This is a genomic window from Microcoleus sp. N3A4 (assembly GCF_036701805.1).
Taxonomy (GTDB): domain Bacteria; phylum Cyanobacteriota; class Cyanobacteriia; order Cyanobacteriales; family Microcoleaceae; genus Microcoleus.
Map to the genome: position 1 here is coordinate 31442 of NZ_JAUBRJ010000038.1, position 15954 is coordinate 47395.

Consider the following 15954-nt stretch of genomic DNA (forward strand, 5'->3'; position numbering starts at 1 on the left):
GGTTTTTTATTTCTGGACGGATGAATCCGGGGGCTTGTATCCTGGATGCTTTCGGTCATTACTTGGGCAAATCAATAAAAGAAATTCAACCAGCGCACAAATTAAGAGCTTAACTTACCGCTTGCTTACTGTGGTCTAACCTGAGTATGATTCTGTTTGAATCCGCAACCACAATCCTACCCAAGGTTTCAGCTTATGCCGTTCATGCCCTTCAATTTCCTGTTCCTATGGCTGGTGGGACTGCTGTCGATCGGAGTCCTTGGCGGAGGTATAGCCTTTCTCAAAAAGATGAGGTATGATTGATAGATTATATAACCACTTAAAGTAAGAGGGCTAAAGCCCAACTACGTACCTCATCTTTCTGAGAACCGCTATATATACATTATTTACGAATGGTACATCGGCGCACTTGTAGGGATTTCCTACTTAGTCAGCGGAGTGTTGATGGTTCTTTGGTCTGTTGGCTGCCGCTTTATCAGTTTGCCGCTGTTCCGCCGCCCCGGTACTGACGAATCCAAGGCGACCCGGACGGGTACGGTTCAGCGGGTAGCCGCTCTTGATTGTTGGGCGGAGTGAAACGGAGGGTTCGTTCCACGGGCCCAACCTACAAAAAATGCAAGTTATTTAATTCTCATTCCTTAAGGAAAATTGTAGCGAAAATGTTGGGCGGAGTGAAACGGAGGGTTCGTTCCCTCGGGGCCCAACCTACGCACTGATTCGGTCTAGTTCCTAGACCTCTTTGTTACCCTCCCACCTTTAACTGAAAATGCGCTTGAGGGCAGGAATACGAGCCAACACGAAATAATCCAACAGCAGAACGGTGACGAGTGAAAGTCCTACAAGCGGGAAGGCAATCCCTAAAACAGCAACGATTGCGAGTGGCACTTTCCATCCCTGAACATGGGTGGGCATTGCAGGCGCACCGAGCCAACCCGTCCCTTTCGGACGACGCTGCCACCACATCACCGTACCACTGACTGAAAGCACAATCAAAATTAAGGCTGCAAACAACATCAGTAGTTGATTGCTCAATCCAAAATATTTTCCCATGTGAATTGAAATTCCCATTGATACGACTTTGGGTACTAACCCGTAATCCTTCCACCGCACATCTGCTAATACTTTGCCACTGTATCGATCGATGTGCAAAGTGATTTCTTGCGCCGGATTATTTGGAAATGCCGAAACCGTATACACACCCGTTTTGGATTCTGGAAAACTAACACTAAATCCAGGGGGTGCGCCTTTTTCTTGAGCTAAATTTACAACAGAATCTAGATTTACGGACGTATCAGCAAGAGTTCGCTCGATAACTTCGTTGTGTCCTGAATGATGCTCATATCTAGGCGTACTCGATTTAGGAATTGGTAATTGCTCTACGGCCCAAGGCACAACTTGATTGCCCTGCTGATTGAGGGAGCCTGTGAGTGTTGTCGATTGAGGCACGTTATCCCGCATTTGTGCAGGGTAGTAGTTCGACAAACGAGCGAAGGTATCTCCCCAAAAACCTGTCCAGGGTAGTCCACTGAGGATGAGGAAGCCAATTAGCAATACCCCATAAAATCCCGAAACGGCGTGTAAGTCCCGCCAAAATACCCGCTTATTCTGGCTCCACACACGCGGAATCAGTGTTCCAAAAAAAGTTATTTTGTGGCGAGGCAACCACAGATACAATCCCGTAATCAGCAGCACAAGCCCCCAACACGAAGCAAGCTCTACTATATAATCTCCCAATTTTCCGATCATCAGTTCGCCGTGAATTTTGCGTGCGATCGCTTGGAGATTATTGTTTTCATCGCGATCGCCTAAAATCTTAGCCGTATAAGGATTCACGAAAACGGCTAGTGTTCTTTCATCTTTAGTCGCGATCGTCACTTCAGCACTACGATTAGACGCAACGCTCGGCGTAAATTTTGTTACTTTGGCATCAGGATAAGTTCGTTGAACAACTGCCACCTGTTGAGTATAAGGCATCACCGCATCCGCAGGCTGCACAAACATATTCTGGTGATACATCGCAGCATCTAATTGCGGTTTAAACAGGTAAATGATGCCTGTGATTGACAAAATCAGCATAAAAGGAATAACAAACAAGCCTGCATAGAAGTGCCATCGCCAAACGGTGCGATAAAAACGATTACTGGGAGGTTCAGCCACCAGTGAAGGGTTCAAAACGCTGTTCAATTTACTCATTGTCGTTTGCCAAAATATCGACAAAAAACCATTGTGATACACAAGTATGAACAATGTCAAAAGACAGGCTGTCAAACAGAGATGCTCCCCACTTTTGGACGGTCAATCGATTTTAGATTTTAGATTTTAGATTTTCGATTGACCCCACGGATAAATGCGGGGGCTTGAGGATTTTCGATTTTAGATTTTGGATTGATTCCACGGTTCGATCGCGTGGCGGGTACCACCTTTGAAATTCTTGGTCATTCCACAAAACAATCAAAATCATCCCGCAATTATGTAAGCCCTTAAAATTCCACATCTTCTCGCTCTTTTTCGTCGGTTCTGGGAGCATCCAAACCTTTCGCGGCCCAGCGCATTGTTTCAATGTATTTTGCCAGACTGGCCACAGTCGGAGCCTCAAACAAATTGCTGACCGGTAACTCAACTTGCAAAGCGTCTCGGATGCGAGAAATTAACTGAGTTGCTAGCAGGGAATGCCCGCCTAGTTCAAAGAAATTATCGTAGATACTAACCTGCTGTTTTCCCAAAACTTTAGCCCAAATTTTTCCCAGCATTTCTTCGAGCTCAGTCCTAGGCGCTACATAATTTTCTGTTAGATCCTCGCTGTCTGTATCTATATCGGGCAAGGCGCGGCGGTCTACTTTGCCATTAGGCGTCAGCGGCATCTTCTCCAACACTGCATAAGTTGCAGGAACCATATATCCTGGTAACTTTTCTTTCAAAAATTGGCGCAAGTCACTTGATTTTAGATTTTGAGTTTCGGATTTTTCATTAATGCCGTCAGGAATAACATAAGCTACCAAATGTTTATCATTTGGGATGTCTTCCCTCACAATTACTACTGCTTCGCGCACTTGTGGATGCTGGCACAAAGCCGCTTCAATTTCTCCCAATTCGATGCGGTAGCCGCGAATTTTTACTTGGTCGTCAATGCGACCTAAAAACTCGATGTTGCCGTCAGCTAAATAGCGGCCTAAATCACCTGTTTTATAAAGGTACGAACCAGGTTTATTGCTACAAGGATTGGGAACGAATGCAGCAGCAGTTAAATCTGGCTGGTTGAGGTAGCCTTTCGCCAATCCGTCACCGCCGACGTACAATTGACCTATAACACCGATCGCCACCGGCTGCAAATCCGCATCGAGGAGATAAATCTGCGTGTTGGCGATCGGGCGGCCGATGGGGATAGATGTTGCGGTTTCGGGTACGTCTTGCACGCAATAATAAGCCGAAAATGTGGTATTTTCTGTAGGCCCGTAAACGTGAATTAATTGAGTGGTTGGATTTTCTTTTAAAACTTTTTTAACCCATCTCATATCGACGGCTTCTCCGCCAAACAGCAAGCAGCGCAGCGAATTAAAAGCTTGCGGTAAAACTCTAGCAATTTGTTGAAATAAGGCAGTTGTTAAAAATAAGACGGTGATGCCTTGTTGGCGCAGTTCTAAGGCTAAATCGTGAGGCGAAAGGGTAATATTTGTGCTAATTCCCACGAGTTGAGCGCCGTTAAGCAAGGCTCCCCAAATCTCGAATGTGGCTGCATCGAATGAAGCGTTTGATGCTTGGGCAATTTTATCGGTAGGTTCTATTTTTATATAGTTGGTGTTGAGTACCAGCCGATTTACTGCTTTGTGGGTGACAGCAACTCCTTTCGGTTTTCCTGTTGAGCCAGATGTGTAAATAACGTAAGCTAGGTTGTCTGCTGTTACGGTGTTGGCGGGATTTTCGGCGCTTTCTTTGGCTATGTCTTCCCAATCGCGATCGAAGTAAATCACCGAGTTTGAGAAGTCTCGGAAATTCTCAATCAATTTATCTTGAATTAGCAAGACTTTAACTCGAGCATCTTCCAGCATCAAGTTTAGCCGATCGCGCGGATAGCTCGGATCTAACGGTAGGTAAGCCCCTCCCGCTTTCAGTACAGCCAACATCCCCACAATTAGGTCGATCGATCGCTCTGCACAAAGCCCCACTAAAACCTCCGCCCCGACGCCCAGTTTTTGGAGGTAGCGCGCCAGTTGGTTGCTGCGACTGTTGAGTTCTCTGTAAGTGAGGTGCTGGCTGTCGAAAGTTAGGGCGACATCCTCCAGATGCTGCCGGGCTCGCTCTTCAAATAACTGATGAATGCACTTATTTTGAGGATAATCTGTCCGAGTATCGTTCCATTCTCTAAATAATTGATTCACTTCATCCTCGCTCAATAAAGGTAAGTTAGCAATTCTTTGTTCTGGATTAGCAACAATGCTTTCCAGCAGCGTTTTAAAATGCCTCAGCATTCGGGCGATCGTAACTTCATCAAATAAATCTGTATTGTACACAGCTAAGCCTCTGAGACCTTCCGAATCTTCCCAATGTTCGCCGTATCTGCTCCTAAAGTTATCGGAAGCTTCCCACAAATACAGCTCTAAATCAAAGCGCGTGGTTTGAGTCTCCAAAGGAAAAGAACTCAACTTTAATTCTGGCAATTCTAGCTCGTCCAGCGGCGCATTTTGCAGCCCGAATACAACCTGAAACAGCGGGTGGCGATTCAGAGATCGCTCTGGGTGCAATTCCTCGACTAGCTTCTCAAAAGGCAAATCTTGGTGAGCGTAAGCTCCCAGGGTTACTTCCCGCACCCGGCCCAAAAAATCTCGAAATGTCGGGTTTCCCGAGCAGTCTGTTCGCAGCACTAAAGTATTGACAAAAAAACCGATTAATGCTTCTATTTCGCTGCGGTTGCGATTGGCGATCGGCGAACCGACAACAATATCTTCTTGCTGGGAGTAGCGGTAAAGCAAAGTTTGAAATGCTGCGAGCACTGTCATAAACAAAGTCGCTCCTTCTCGCTGCGAGAGCGCTAAAAGTGCGTCCTTCAGCTTTTTAGGCAGTTCTAAATATTGAGTTTTTCCGCGATAATTTTGCCTAGCTGGTGCAGGGCGATCCGTCGGCAAATTTAACACAGAAATTCCGTGCAATTGCTGCCGCCAATAAGCTAGCTGAGTTTCTAATACTTCACCTTGCAGCCATTCGCGCTGCCACTCGGCAAAGTCGGCATATTGAAGTGATAATTCTGGTAGGGGAGATGGCTCTCGATCGATCAAAGCTGTATAGATAGCCTCCACTTCTCGAATTAGCACACCGATCGACCAATCATCGGAGGCTATGTGGTGCATATTTAGCAAGAGAATATGCTCGGTTTCTGTCAGCCGCAGGATGGTTACTCGCATCAGCGGCCCGGTGGATAAATTGAAAGGGCGAAGAGATTCTGCTGCGGCGAGTTTTTTTGCTTCTGTTTCCCGTTTTTCTGGCAGCAAATTTTGCAAGTCTAATACTTTTAAATTAGTCTTGAAAGCGGGAGATATTATCTGCACTGGTTGCCCTGATACTGCGGCAAAAGTCGTTCGCAAAGTTTCGTGGCGCTGCACTATTTCGTTGAAGGTTTGCTCTAAGGCTGTTAAGTTGAGGGAACCAGTTAAGCGCAGGGCTGTTACTACATTATAGAAAGGGTTTTCCGGTGAGAATTGGTCGAGAAACCACAACCGCTGCTGGGCAAATGATGCCGGAAAGACAAAGACTTCGGTTTCTGAGGAAATATTCAGTTTTTGTCGATCGTTTGTAAAGGAATTGTCATAAATTTCTGATGCCATATCTATTGCTCTTGGGGGATGAGGTGTGTTAATTTTTTGATGGCGCGGGGGGGCTTTTTGACCGACAGCATTCAGGATACAAGCCCGCGGATTCATCCGTGGAGAAATAAAAAACCTGTATCCGAGAAACTGGCCCCCGAATTTATCCGTGGGGTCAATGCTTCAATGCTTCAATCTAAAATCTAAAATCTAAAATCTAAAATCGATTGACGGTGCGATCGCCTCTTAAAACTTTCGCGAGCAAAAGATCGGAACCTTTAATATAATAAATCTGGGTGCGGGAGTGCGGGAGAGACGCGGACAAAAGAAACCGGGTTTCTGGCTGTACGATCGAGTTATCCGTTGAGGGGCTAGGAGTGCCACCCCCCAATCAAATTTAGTCGCAGAAGGGGTCATTAGGCTTGTGATTCGGGTGCAATCGGGTGAGTTAGATGCGAGAATTACCGGGAGCAATCCGTGGAGAGGTCAAGCTGTAGTATGATTTCTAATTGCACAAAGTGTTCTTGGGGCGATTCCCTTCGGGATAGCTTTGCTTCACGCAAATTTTTCACATCTCCAACTGAGCGACTACTATTGATTAAACAGTGTTCGCAATCTTTTAGATCAACTCACTATAACTTGCGACCTGATTGGCCAAAATACTTAAGAACACTGAACGTGCAGTTTAAATTAGAGGTTATAGGCTAATGGCGCAGCGGAACGTATACTCGTCAAAGGGCGAGCCAGAGGATGCACAATCAGCAGAAGAAGTCCTCCACTCAGTAATGCAAGAACTGGACGCTTTGCATCAAAATGTTAAAGGCCAGTTAAATCAAGACATTACTCGGCTGCAAACTGAAAAAAATCACCTGATTGACGATATTGAAGACCTCCGGGAGCAATATCGCAAATTGCAGTCTCAGCAAATGGAATCTCTGTCGGGGCGATACATTCAGCAGCAGCAATTGTGGCTGAAGCAGTTGGCTCAAGTTTTGGCTCACAATTTGCAAGATTTGTTGGTGCAGCGCTTCAACGAACTCAGCGCTAACTCGGGACATTCTCTCAGCAGCCCGATTCCCAGCGGTGAGTTCCCGATACCCCTGCCGCCGAGCAACTACGACGAACGAGCCTCGGAGTTGTTGGCGGCGCTGGATGAAAGGATCGATCGCAGTTTCCAGATGCTGGAACAAGATTTAACCAGTTACGAAAGCGAGCTGTCGGTGCGGCTCAACAACATGAAAACCCTTGAACTGCAAGGGGAAGAGCTGTTACAAAATCTCGTCAACCGCATCAGGGAAGAACTCGAAGAAGAAGAAGCATATCTTGAGAATCCTTTCGATGCTCAAGATTCCTATCCCGAGGAATCAACTAATTCTGTCCGCGCGCAAACTCTGCTGCCAACACCTGCGGATGCGCCGCGGGAATCTGTGCCACAGCCTTCTTCAGCGCCTGCTGCAACTGCTAAAGCATCTTCTCAAGTGCAGGCAGGTTTGGTGCTGGCTTTGTCTTCGGCGGTGGTATTGTCGCTGTTTAATGTTTGTTTAAGAATTTTGATTAAAACCAAAAATCCTCGGATGGTTTTTGGCTTGTTTGAATTTCCGGGGGTGGTGACTCCAGGTTTTGGAAATTCTTTGTTAATTTTGTTGATGCGGCTGATCGTGGTGATGGCTTTGATGCCGATATTGGCGACATTTCTGTATCCTTCTGTGTGGAAAGATATTAGGCGGTTGTTCCAGTCGGGCGATCGAGCTTTGTGGGGCAAGGTTTTAGGAAGTGCATTTTTTCTGTTTTTGTCTCAGGTTTTGATTTATTTGGCGATCGGCAATATTCCAGCGGGGATTGCGATTACGATTTTCTTTATTTACCCGATCGTCACCGTACTGGGTTCTTGGATCTTGTTTGGTGCTCGCCCCAGCACAGTCGGCTTTTTGGCGATGTTGGGAATTACCGCAGGTCTGATTTTGGCTGGATCGCCCAGTTTTGCGGCGCAAGCTCCCGGCGGCGGCAATGTCGGGGTGGGAGTCACGGCGGCACTGGCTTCTGGGATTACCTTTGCAGGTTACGTATTGCTGACGCAAATGGCCGCGGGCAAGCTGCACCCGATTCCTTTTAGTTTAGTTAATTTCGCCGCGATTTTTGTATTTTCCTCCCTGAGTTTGTGGGTGCCCCTGTCGGAAAATTTTGCTCCTAAAATCGACCAAAATGTTTGGCCCGGTTTGATTGTGGGAGGCGTTGTTTTAGGGGTGCTGACGCTGTTTAGCTATCTTTTGAATAATTTTGCCATCCGGTTTGCGGGGGCGGCCTTAGCGTCAGTAATTGGCACTTTGGGGCCGGCGATGACCGCACTCTTCGGGTTTCTAATTATCAATGAGAAGTTGCAGCCTGTGGCAATTCTCGGCATGGCTGTGGTGACATTGAGCGTGGCTGCTATGAGTGTGGAACGCATGGTGGCTCCTCAGAAGAAGGCTAGTTAAGGCAATAATTTGTCCTTGATAATAGAGATCGGAACCCCGATTTTTTCAAAATCGGGGTTCCGATCTCTATCCTATTTAAAATCTAGGCATTGCTGAATCAAGAGATGAAGAACAGGTACATTTCCTAGAGGAGGTCTATTTAGGCTGAAAAAAGTCTTATTAGGATTGAAGTCAGAGACTTACGAACATCCTTTCGATCGCAAAGCTTTAGCATCTCTTGAAAAGATGCCTGGAGTTTCTTTATTGCTCAAGAAAGTGAATGAGTACGGTATCGATCGCCTACTCCGTTTGCAATGTTTGGGCAGTGATTTTCGCGTGACTCCCACCAATTTTCCGGGGTTGTCTCAGGCGTTGGAAGAAACTTGTCAAATTCTTGATTTATCTCCTTGTCCAGGTTTATATTTGTTTCGCGGTTGGGGGCATATTATTACCGTTACGATTGGTATTGAAAGTCCAATTATAACGGTGAATTTAGAAGCCTACGAATGGCTTTCTAGCCAGGAACTGATTTATGTATTGGGGCATGAAGTCGCCCACATTAAGAGTCAGCATTTGCTCTATCATCAAATAGCGATGGTGATGCCGCTTTTAAAGACTTGGGTGAATGCAGCGACATTAGGATTTGGCGGTTTGGCGGCTAATGGGGTAGAACTGGCGTTCTGGAATTGGTTAATGATGGCAAGGTTTACAGCGGATCGGGCGGGGTTACTCGCTTGTCAGGATGTGGATGTAGCGATTACCGCGTTGATGAAACTTGGCGGTTTACCCAGTTGCTATGTAACACCGGAAACGATCGCTGATTTCCTCGTTCAAGTGCGCGAATTTAGCGAAAACAGTGTAGAGTCTCAAGATACACTTACTAAGTTGCTCAGTTTCAACGAGTCCACGCAATCTTGGGTCGTGATGCGCGCTTCTGAACTCCTAAAATGGGTCGATTCAGGAGACTATAAAACCTTACTCGAACAACCCAATCAACCGCCACCATTATTATTAGACCCAGACGCTACAGAAGATTGGAATTTTCTAACGTCTTGGTAAATTCCGTATGCTAACAACTTGTCTCTAATAGAGTTGTTGGGAAATACAACCAGTTTTGAGACAGGGTTTTCCCGATGCTCTTCCACATTTCTCTAGCATCTAAATAGAAGTTCCACAAGCCTGATGCGCTCAACATTAAGCGGTCATAGAAATCAGGCACACGATTCCTATACACCTCTGTTACAGCGTTGTACAGCAGATTGCAGGTAAATACAGTACAATCAAGGGAGTCGATCGAAGGGGATAATGAAAGCATAAGTAGCGAGACAGGACAAATTACTGATACTTACAACTATGATGCTTATGGTAAGCTACTAAATTCAACTGGTAGTAGCGACAATAGCTACCTTTACCAAGGCGAACAATTTGATTCTAATCTCGATTTACAATAGACCTCTTGCAAAAGTAGGCAAGGATCTCGCGATTTGTACCCTGGTAAGAGCAACGATCGCGCCCGGTCGAAGTGCTGCAAATATGTTCTCGTAAGATGTATAATTTTAAGCTGGAATAATTTAGGCTGAGACACATAATCAGCTACTTGGATGTAAAAAACCTGAGCTCGGAAAACTTTAAGCATTTGTGCCCAGGACGTCCAGAGACATTTAAATAGACTGTTGAGGTAGTGCGATCGGATAATTTATGTGGATGGGCCTTCTTGCTTGTCCAACTCCAGCAGAAGTATTATAGATAAATATCCGACCCGGATGCACTTTAGCATTGAATGAGCGGAGAAAATATTGCGACTTGCTAACAAGCTGATGCTCTGCTCGTTTAATTTTTCCCTACAGGCGATCGAACATAGCTATCTCAGGTTCCCATCTATCAATTCCATGCCTGAATAATCGGACTCATCGAAAAAAACATATGAAAACCACGCTCCTCGGTTACAAACTCTTATCGTTGCCCCTTCATGAAGGTGTCAATACAGTTATTTATCGGGGGGTTCGGGAGTCCGAGCAAACTCAGGTTATAATAAAAACCCTCAAAGCCGAGTATCCCACAATAGAAGAAATCGCGCGGTTGAGACATGAATATAAAATCCTCAAAACTCTCGACATGACAGGGATTGTCAAAGCTCACTCTTTGGAAAAGCATAATAACGGTCTGGCGCTGATATTAGAAGATTTTGGGGGGAAATCTCTGAAAAACCTAATCGCAGCTAAACACCTTGAAATAAGCGAATTTCTAAGTCTGGCAATTCATCTGGCAGAGACCCTAGCTCATCTCCATGAAAATAAGATTATCCATAAAGATATTAAACCGCAGAATATCATTATCAACTCCAAAACAGATCAAATTAAAATTATAGATTTTAGCATTTCCACGTACCTAGAGCGAGAAAACCAGAGCCTCAGCAATCCCAACTTGCTAGAAGGCACCCTCGCCTATATGTCTCCAGAGCAAACCGGGCGGATGAATCGCTCAATTGACTACCGCACCGACTTTTACTCATTAGGTGTCACCTTTTATGAAATTCTGACTGGAAAGCTGCCCCATCAAGCCACCGACCCCCTGGAATTAATTCACTGCCATATCGCTAAAAGACCAGTGCCACCCCATCAGCAAATCGGTGAGATTCCCGAAGCGATTTCTGACATCGTAATGAAATTATTAGCCAAAACCGCTGAAGACAGATACCAAAGCGCCCTGGGACTAAAAGCTGACCTAGAAATATGCCGTCATCAAATGCAAACGAAGGGGAAAATTGACAACTTTCCCATCGGTAAGAGGGATAAATTTGGACAATTTCTCATCCCGCAAAAGCTCTACGGTCGCGAGCAAGAAGTAGCAACTTTGATGGCAGCCTTTGAGCGAGTCTCCGGCGGAAACAGCGAAATGATGCTAGTGAGCGGTTACTCAGGGATTGGCAAATCTTCCTTAGTGAATGAAGTTCAAAAACCGATTCTCAGGCAGCGCGGCTATTTTATCTCCGGTAAATTTGACCAATTAAAGCGAAATATTCCTTATGCTTCTTTGATTCAAGCTTTCGCCGGCTTGATGGGACATCTGTTAACAGAAAATTCGGAAAAACTAGCGATTTGGAAAGAGCAACTCTTAGAAGCTTTAGGCTCAAATGGCCAAGTCATAGTAGATGTCATTCCCGAAGTCGAACTGATTGTCGGCCCTCAAGGAGCTGTTCCGCAATTGGGGCCATCTGAATCCCAGAATCGCTTTAATCGGGTGTTTAAAGAATTCATTCATGTATTTACTAAACCCTCACACCCGCTCGTCGTCTTTTTGGATGACTTACAGTGGGCAGATTCGGCATCGCTCAAGTTGATTCACCTGCTGATTTGTGACCCGGACAGCCAGTATTTACTGCTGATGGGAGCCTATCGAGATAACGAAGTTAGTCCGACGCATCCGTTGATGCTGACGTTGGATGAGATTCAAAAGAAGGGGGCGGTTGTAAATAATATCACCCTCCGTCCTTTGGATATTGGCAACGTCAGCTTGCTGGTAGCGGATACTCTGAATGAGTCTTCCGCTCCGAGAAACCGAGTTTCTGAATTGTCCCAGCTACTTTTCAATAAAACCCAGGGCAACCCTTTCTTCTTGACTCAGATGTTTGCTACTCTGCATCAAGAAAAGCTATTGACCTTTGAATTCAGTGCTGGGTGCTGGCAGTGGTCATTGAACCAAATTCAAGCGGTAGGCATCACGGATTATAATGTCGTCGAACTGATTGCCAGAAATATTCAAAAACTCCCGGAAAAGACGCAGGATGTCTTAAAATTAGCCACCTGTATTGGAGACAAATTTAATTTAGACGTTCTGGCTATTGTCAATGAAAAATCTCAGTCGGAAACGGCGGCTGATTTGTGGGAAGCGCTTCAGGCTGGCTTGGTTTTGCCCCTGAGCGAAGCCTACAAAATCCCTCTCGTTTTTACCTCCGATGAAATGAGCAGGGAAGTAAAGGAGAGAATAGTTCCAGATTCTCCTCTGGTATCATGCTCACCTGGCCCTTTGCCTTACAGCCATCACGCGCCTATCGCTTACAAATTTCTCCATGACCGGGTGCAGCAAGCGGCGTATTCTCTTATTCCGGAATCTCAGAAACAACAGACCCACCTAAAAATTGGTGAACTGCTACTGGAGCATACTCCTGCAGAGGAGATTGAAGAAAATATCTTTGAGATTGTCAATCAGTTAAATGTTGGGGCTGACTGCATCACGGATCAGGCAGAAAAAGATCGTCTAGCCCGATTAAATTTGATAGCCGGCAAAAAAGCTAAGGCAGCAACAGCTTATGAAACTGCCGCCAGACAACTACGGGTGGGGCTAGAACTCCTCAGAGAAGATAGCTGGGAAACTCAGTATGACCTGACGTTCCCTCTGTATGCGGAAGCGGCGGCGGTGGAATTTCTAAACATCAACTTCGAGCGAGCAAAAATCCTTTCTGAGGATGCTCTTAAACACGCGAAAACTCTGCTCGAAAAAGTCAAAGTTTATGAAATCCAAATGCAGTTTTATTCCCAGCAAAACCAGATACAAGTCGCGTTCGATATTGGGCTGCAAGTTCTGGGTATGCTGGGTGTCTCCCTTTGTTCGGAACCTCCACAAGAAATGAATACTGATGCGTTAGCTAATCTGCCAGAAATGACGGATCTCAATAAGCTAGTGGCGATGGGGATATTATTGAAATCTGCTCCTCTTTCTTATCATGTGGCTCCTGCCTTATTTCCCCAATTTGCATTTACAATGATTGATCTGTCTATCCAATATGGTAATTCGCCCCAGGCCACTGCTGGGTATGCGGTTTATGGCTTACTTCTATGCGGGCCATTCGGTGAAATAGAGGCGGGATATAGATTTGGACAACTAGCCTTAAATTTGTTGGAGCGCTTTGATGCCAAAGAACTAAAATCTTACGTATATGTAGTTTTTAATGCTCATATTAGACACTGGAAAGAGCATGGCAAGGAAAGTTTAGCGCCAATGGTTGAGGGAATTAAAAGCGGTCTGGAGACTGGAGATTTAGAAGATGTTGGTTATAATTATATCTACTATTGCGATCATATATTTTTTACAGGTCAACCGCTGGAATTAGTTGCTCAGAAGCAGGCGCAATATATTGATTTACTGCTGAAACTTAAACAAGATTCGCATATTCCTTACTTAAAGACGTGGAGAGTAATGGTATTACAATTACTCGCCGCCTCTGAAGAGGAATATATGCTCAAGGGCGAATTGTTGAATGAAGAAGAACTCCTGCAACAGTCAATTGCCGATAATAAACATATGTTTATTTTTTTTGCTCACCTGACAAAATTGATTCGACTTTATTTGTTTAAAGATTACGCTCAGTCAGTCAAGAGCGCCCGCTCAGCAGAAAAATACAAAGATGGTGTGCCCGGTCTGATGAGTGGTGCGGAATACAATTTATACTATTCTCTGGCTCTCCTTGCTCAATATCCCCAAGTTTCCAGCAGCGAACAAAAAGAATCCTTGAAGCAAGTGGCGAAAAATCAGAAAAAAATGCAGCAATGGGCTATACATGGGCCGATGAATTATCAACACAAGTACGAATTAGTGGAGGCGGAGAAAGCCCGGGTATTGGGGAAAATTGGAAAAGCGATGGAGTATTATGATGCTAGCATTCAAGGAGCCAGAGAACAGGGATACATTCAAGAAGAAGCCCTAGCTAATGAACGGGCCGCCGAGTTTTATTTCTCTCGCGGCCGGGAGAAGATAGCGGAGATTTATTTGACGGATGCTTACTATGGCTATATTCGCTGGGGAGCGAAGGCCAAAGTAAAAGATTTATCAGAAGAATATCCTGAATTCTTATCGCGAATACTGACTAAAGAAGCCCCCAGATTCGACGGATCGCGGACGACGAGCTCGACGACTACGGGGAGTTTGGCAGCACTGGATTTCGCCTCTGTCATGAAATCTTCTCAAGCTATTTCTGGCGAAATTGTTCTGGAAAGTCTGCTTTCTAAGTTATTGAAAATTGCGATCGAGAATGCTGGGGCTGAAAAAAGCTACTTCATTTTAGAAAAAGATGGTCAACTGGTGGTAGAAGGGACGGCAACCATAGATAATGATGAGGTCGTAGTCCTGCAATCCACACCGATAGAAACTACTCATAAATTGCCGTTTTCTATCCTCAATTATGTGGCTAGAACTCAGAAAAATGTGGTCTTAAATGATGCAACTCAAGAGGGAATTTTTACCAGCGATAGCTATATTGTTAACGCCCAACCGAAGTCAGTTTTATGTATGCCGGTCGTCCATAAAGGAAAGTTCATTGGTCTGCTTTACTTGGAAAATAATCTGACAAGGAGCGCGTTTACTCCCGATCGCCTGGAAGTTTTAACCGTGCTCTGTTCTCAAGCGGCGATTTCCCTGGAAAATGCCCGGCTCTATGCCAATTTATCTGAGGCGACTGACAACCTGAAACAAGCCAATGAGCAATTAGAAGATTACAGCCGGACTTTAGAACATAAAGTGGAAGAGAGGACGCAGGAATTAAAGGAAAAAAATCTGCTCCTGAGCCAGGAAATTCGCGATCGCGTGCAGATAGAGCAAGCTCTGCGACTATCAGAAGCGCAATTAAAAAAACAAGCCGAACAACTAGAGCTTTCTTTCCAAGAACTCAAGCGCACCCAGACCCAGCTAATTCAGACTGAGAAAATGTCCTCCCTCGGACAGATGGTGGCAGGGGTTGCCCACGAAATCAATAACCCGATTAACTTCATATATGGCAACCTGACTCACGTCAGGACTTACAGTGAAAATATACTAGGACTGGTGAAACTCTATCAAGAACAATACCCCCATCCCACAGCAGCGATTGTTGAGGATATGGAGGCAATCGAATTAGAGTTCTTGATGGAAGACTTACCCAAAGTGCTGGATTCGATGAAGGTGGGCGCAGACCGAATTCGCGAAATTGTCCTCTCCCTGCGAAACTTCTCGCGACTGGATGAAGCGGAAATGAAAGAGGTTGATATTCATGAGGGCATCGATAACACCCTACTGATTTTGCAGCACCGACTGCAAGCTAAACTAGACCAGCCTGCTATTCAAATCATTAAAGAGTACGGCCCGCTGCCGCTGGTGGAGTGCTATGCCGGCCAACTGAACCAGGTGTTTGTAAATTTACTGGCGAATGCGATTGACACTCTCCATGACCAAAGGGGGCCGCGGGCGATCGCAATTCGCACCTCAGTGGGGTATGGGGAAGGAGAAAAATCCCCGATTTCCAATCCCCCCCTTGCGGAAAGCTCTACATTTTCTTCGGCTGAGGTGGATTCCCACAACCTCGCCCCGACCCGGAAAGGTCCCCAATTTGTTGTGATTCGCATTTGCGACAATGGCCCCGGTATGACAGAGGAAGTGAACCGGCGGCTGTTCGACCCCTTCTTCACGACGAAACCCGTAGGGAAGGGCACCGGTCTGGGGCTGTCAATCAGCTACCAGATTGTGGTAGAAAAACACCGCGGACAGTTGAAGTGTGTTTCTCATCCCGGTCAGGGGGCAGAGTTCATCATTCAGATTCCTATTCGACAGGACTATCAAAAATTGGCTGTCCAAAGCCAAACCTGATGAGTAGTTGTTATTGGTATTTCCAGTAGTCCTAAACAGACAATGATATGTTCTAGTGCTGACTTTACTCTCCTTGAATATCGTAAAATCAT

8 protein-coding genes are annotated in these 15954 nt (G+C 45.5%); 6 read left to right on the forward strand and 2 right to left on the reverse strand.

The annotated features are described in order from the left end of the window. The first annotated feature begins 146 nt into the window (after nt 1-146). Together QUA56_RS21265 and QUA56_RS21270 are read left to right on the forward strand one after the other, a co-directional pair. Entirely contained in the window at nt 147-299 is a 153-nt protein-coding gene (locus QUA56_RS21265; protein ID WP_333361198.1) for a hypothetical protein, read from the forward strand. Nucleotides 300-444: 145 nt separating this feature from the next. Beyond that, entirely contained in the window at nt 445-576 is a 132-nt protein-coding gene (locus QUA56_RS21270; RefSeq protein WP_333361201.1) for a hypothetical protein, read from the forward strand. Nucleotides 577-756: 180 nt separating this feature from the next. Here the strand turns inward: QUA56_RS21270 and QUA56_RS21275 are convergent, their stop codons facing one another. Together QUA56_RS21275 and QUA56_RS21280 are read right to left on the reverse strand one after the other, a co-directional pair. Then, the gene (locus tag QUA56_RS21275) at nt 757-2193 is read right to left on the reverse strand and encodes a PepSY domain-containing protein (RefSeq protein WP_333361203.1); all 1437 of its coding nucleotides are present in this window, start codon (nt 2191-2193) and stop codon (nt 757-759) included. Between the two features lie 287 nt (nt 2194-2480). After that, the gene (locus QUA56_RS21280; protein ID WP_333361205.1) at nt 2481-5816 is read right to left on the reverse strand and encodes an amino acid adenylation domain-containing protein; all 3336 of its coding nucleotides are present in this window, start codon (nt 5814-5816) and stop codon (nt 2481-2483) included. 686 nt (nt 5817-6502) lie between these two features. On the opposite strand from QUA56_RS21280, the gene QUA56_RS21285 reads away from it, so the two are divergent. From QUA56_RS21285 to QUA56_RS21300, 4 genes are all read left to right on the forward strand, one after another. Then, the gene (locus tag QUA56_RS21285; RefSeq protein WP_333361207.1) at nt 6503-8269 is read left to right on the forward strand and encodes an EamA family transporter; all 1767 of its coding nucleotides are present in this window, start codon (nt 6503-6505) and stop codon (nt 8267-8269) included. A 165-nt stretch (nt 8270-8434) separates the two neighbouring features. Beyond that, a complete protein-coding gene (locus tag QUA56_RS21290) occupies nt 8435-9307 on the forward strand; it encodes a M48 family metallopeptidase (RefSeq protein ID WP_333361209.1) in 873 nt (290 codons plus the stop codon). A gap of 188 nt (nt 9308-9495) precedes the next feature. Next, the gene (locus QUA56_RS21295; protein WP_333361211.1) at nt 9496-9699 is read left to right on the forward strand and encodes a hypothetical protein; all 204 of its coding nucleotides are present in this window, start codon (nt 9496-9498) and stop codon (nt 9697-9699) included. Nucleotides 9700-10171: 472 nt separating this feature from the next. Next, entirely contained in the window at nt 10172-15862 is a 5691-nt protein-coding gene (locus QUA56_RS21300; protein WP_333361213.1) for an AAA family ATPase, read from the forward strand. Nucleotides 15863-15954 lie beyond the last annotated feature (92 nt).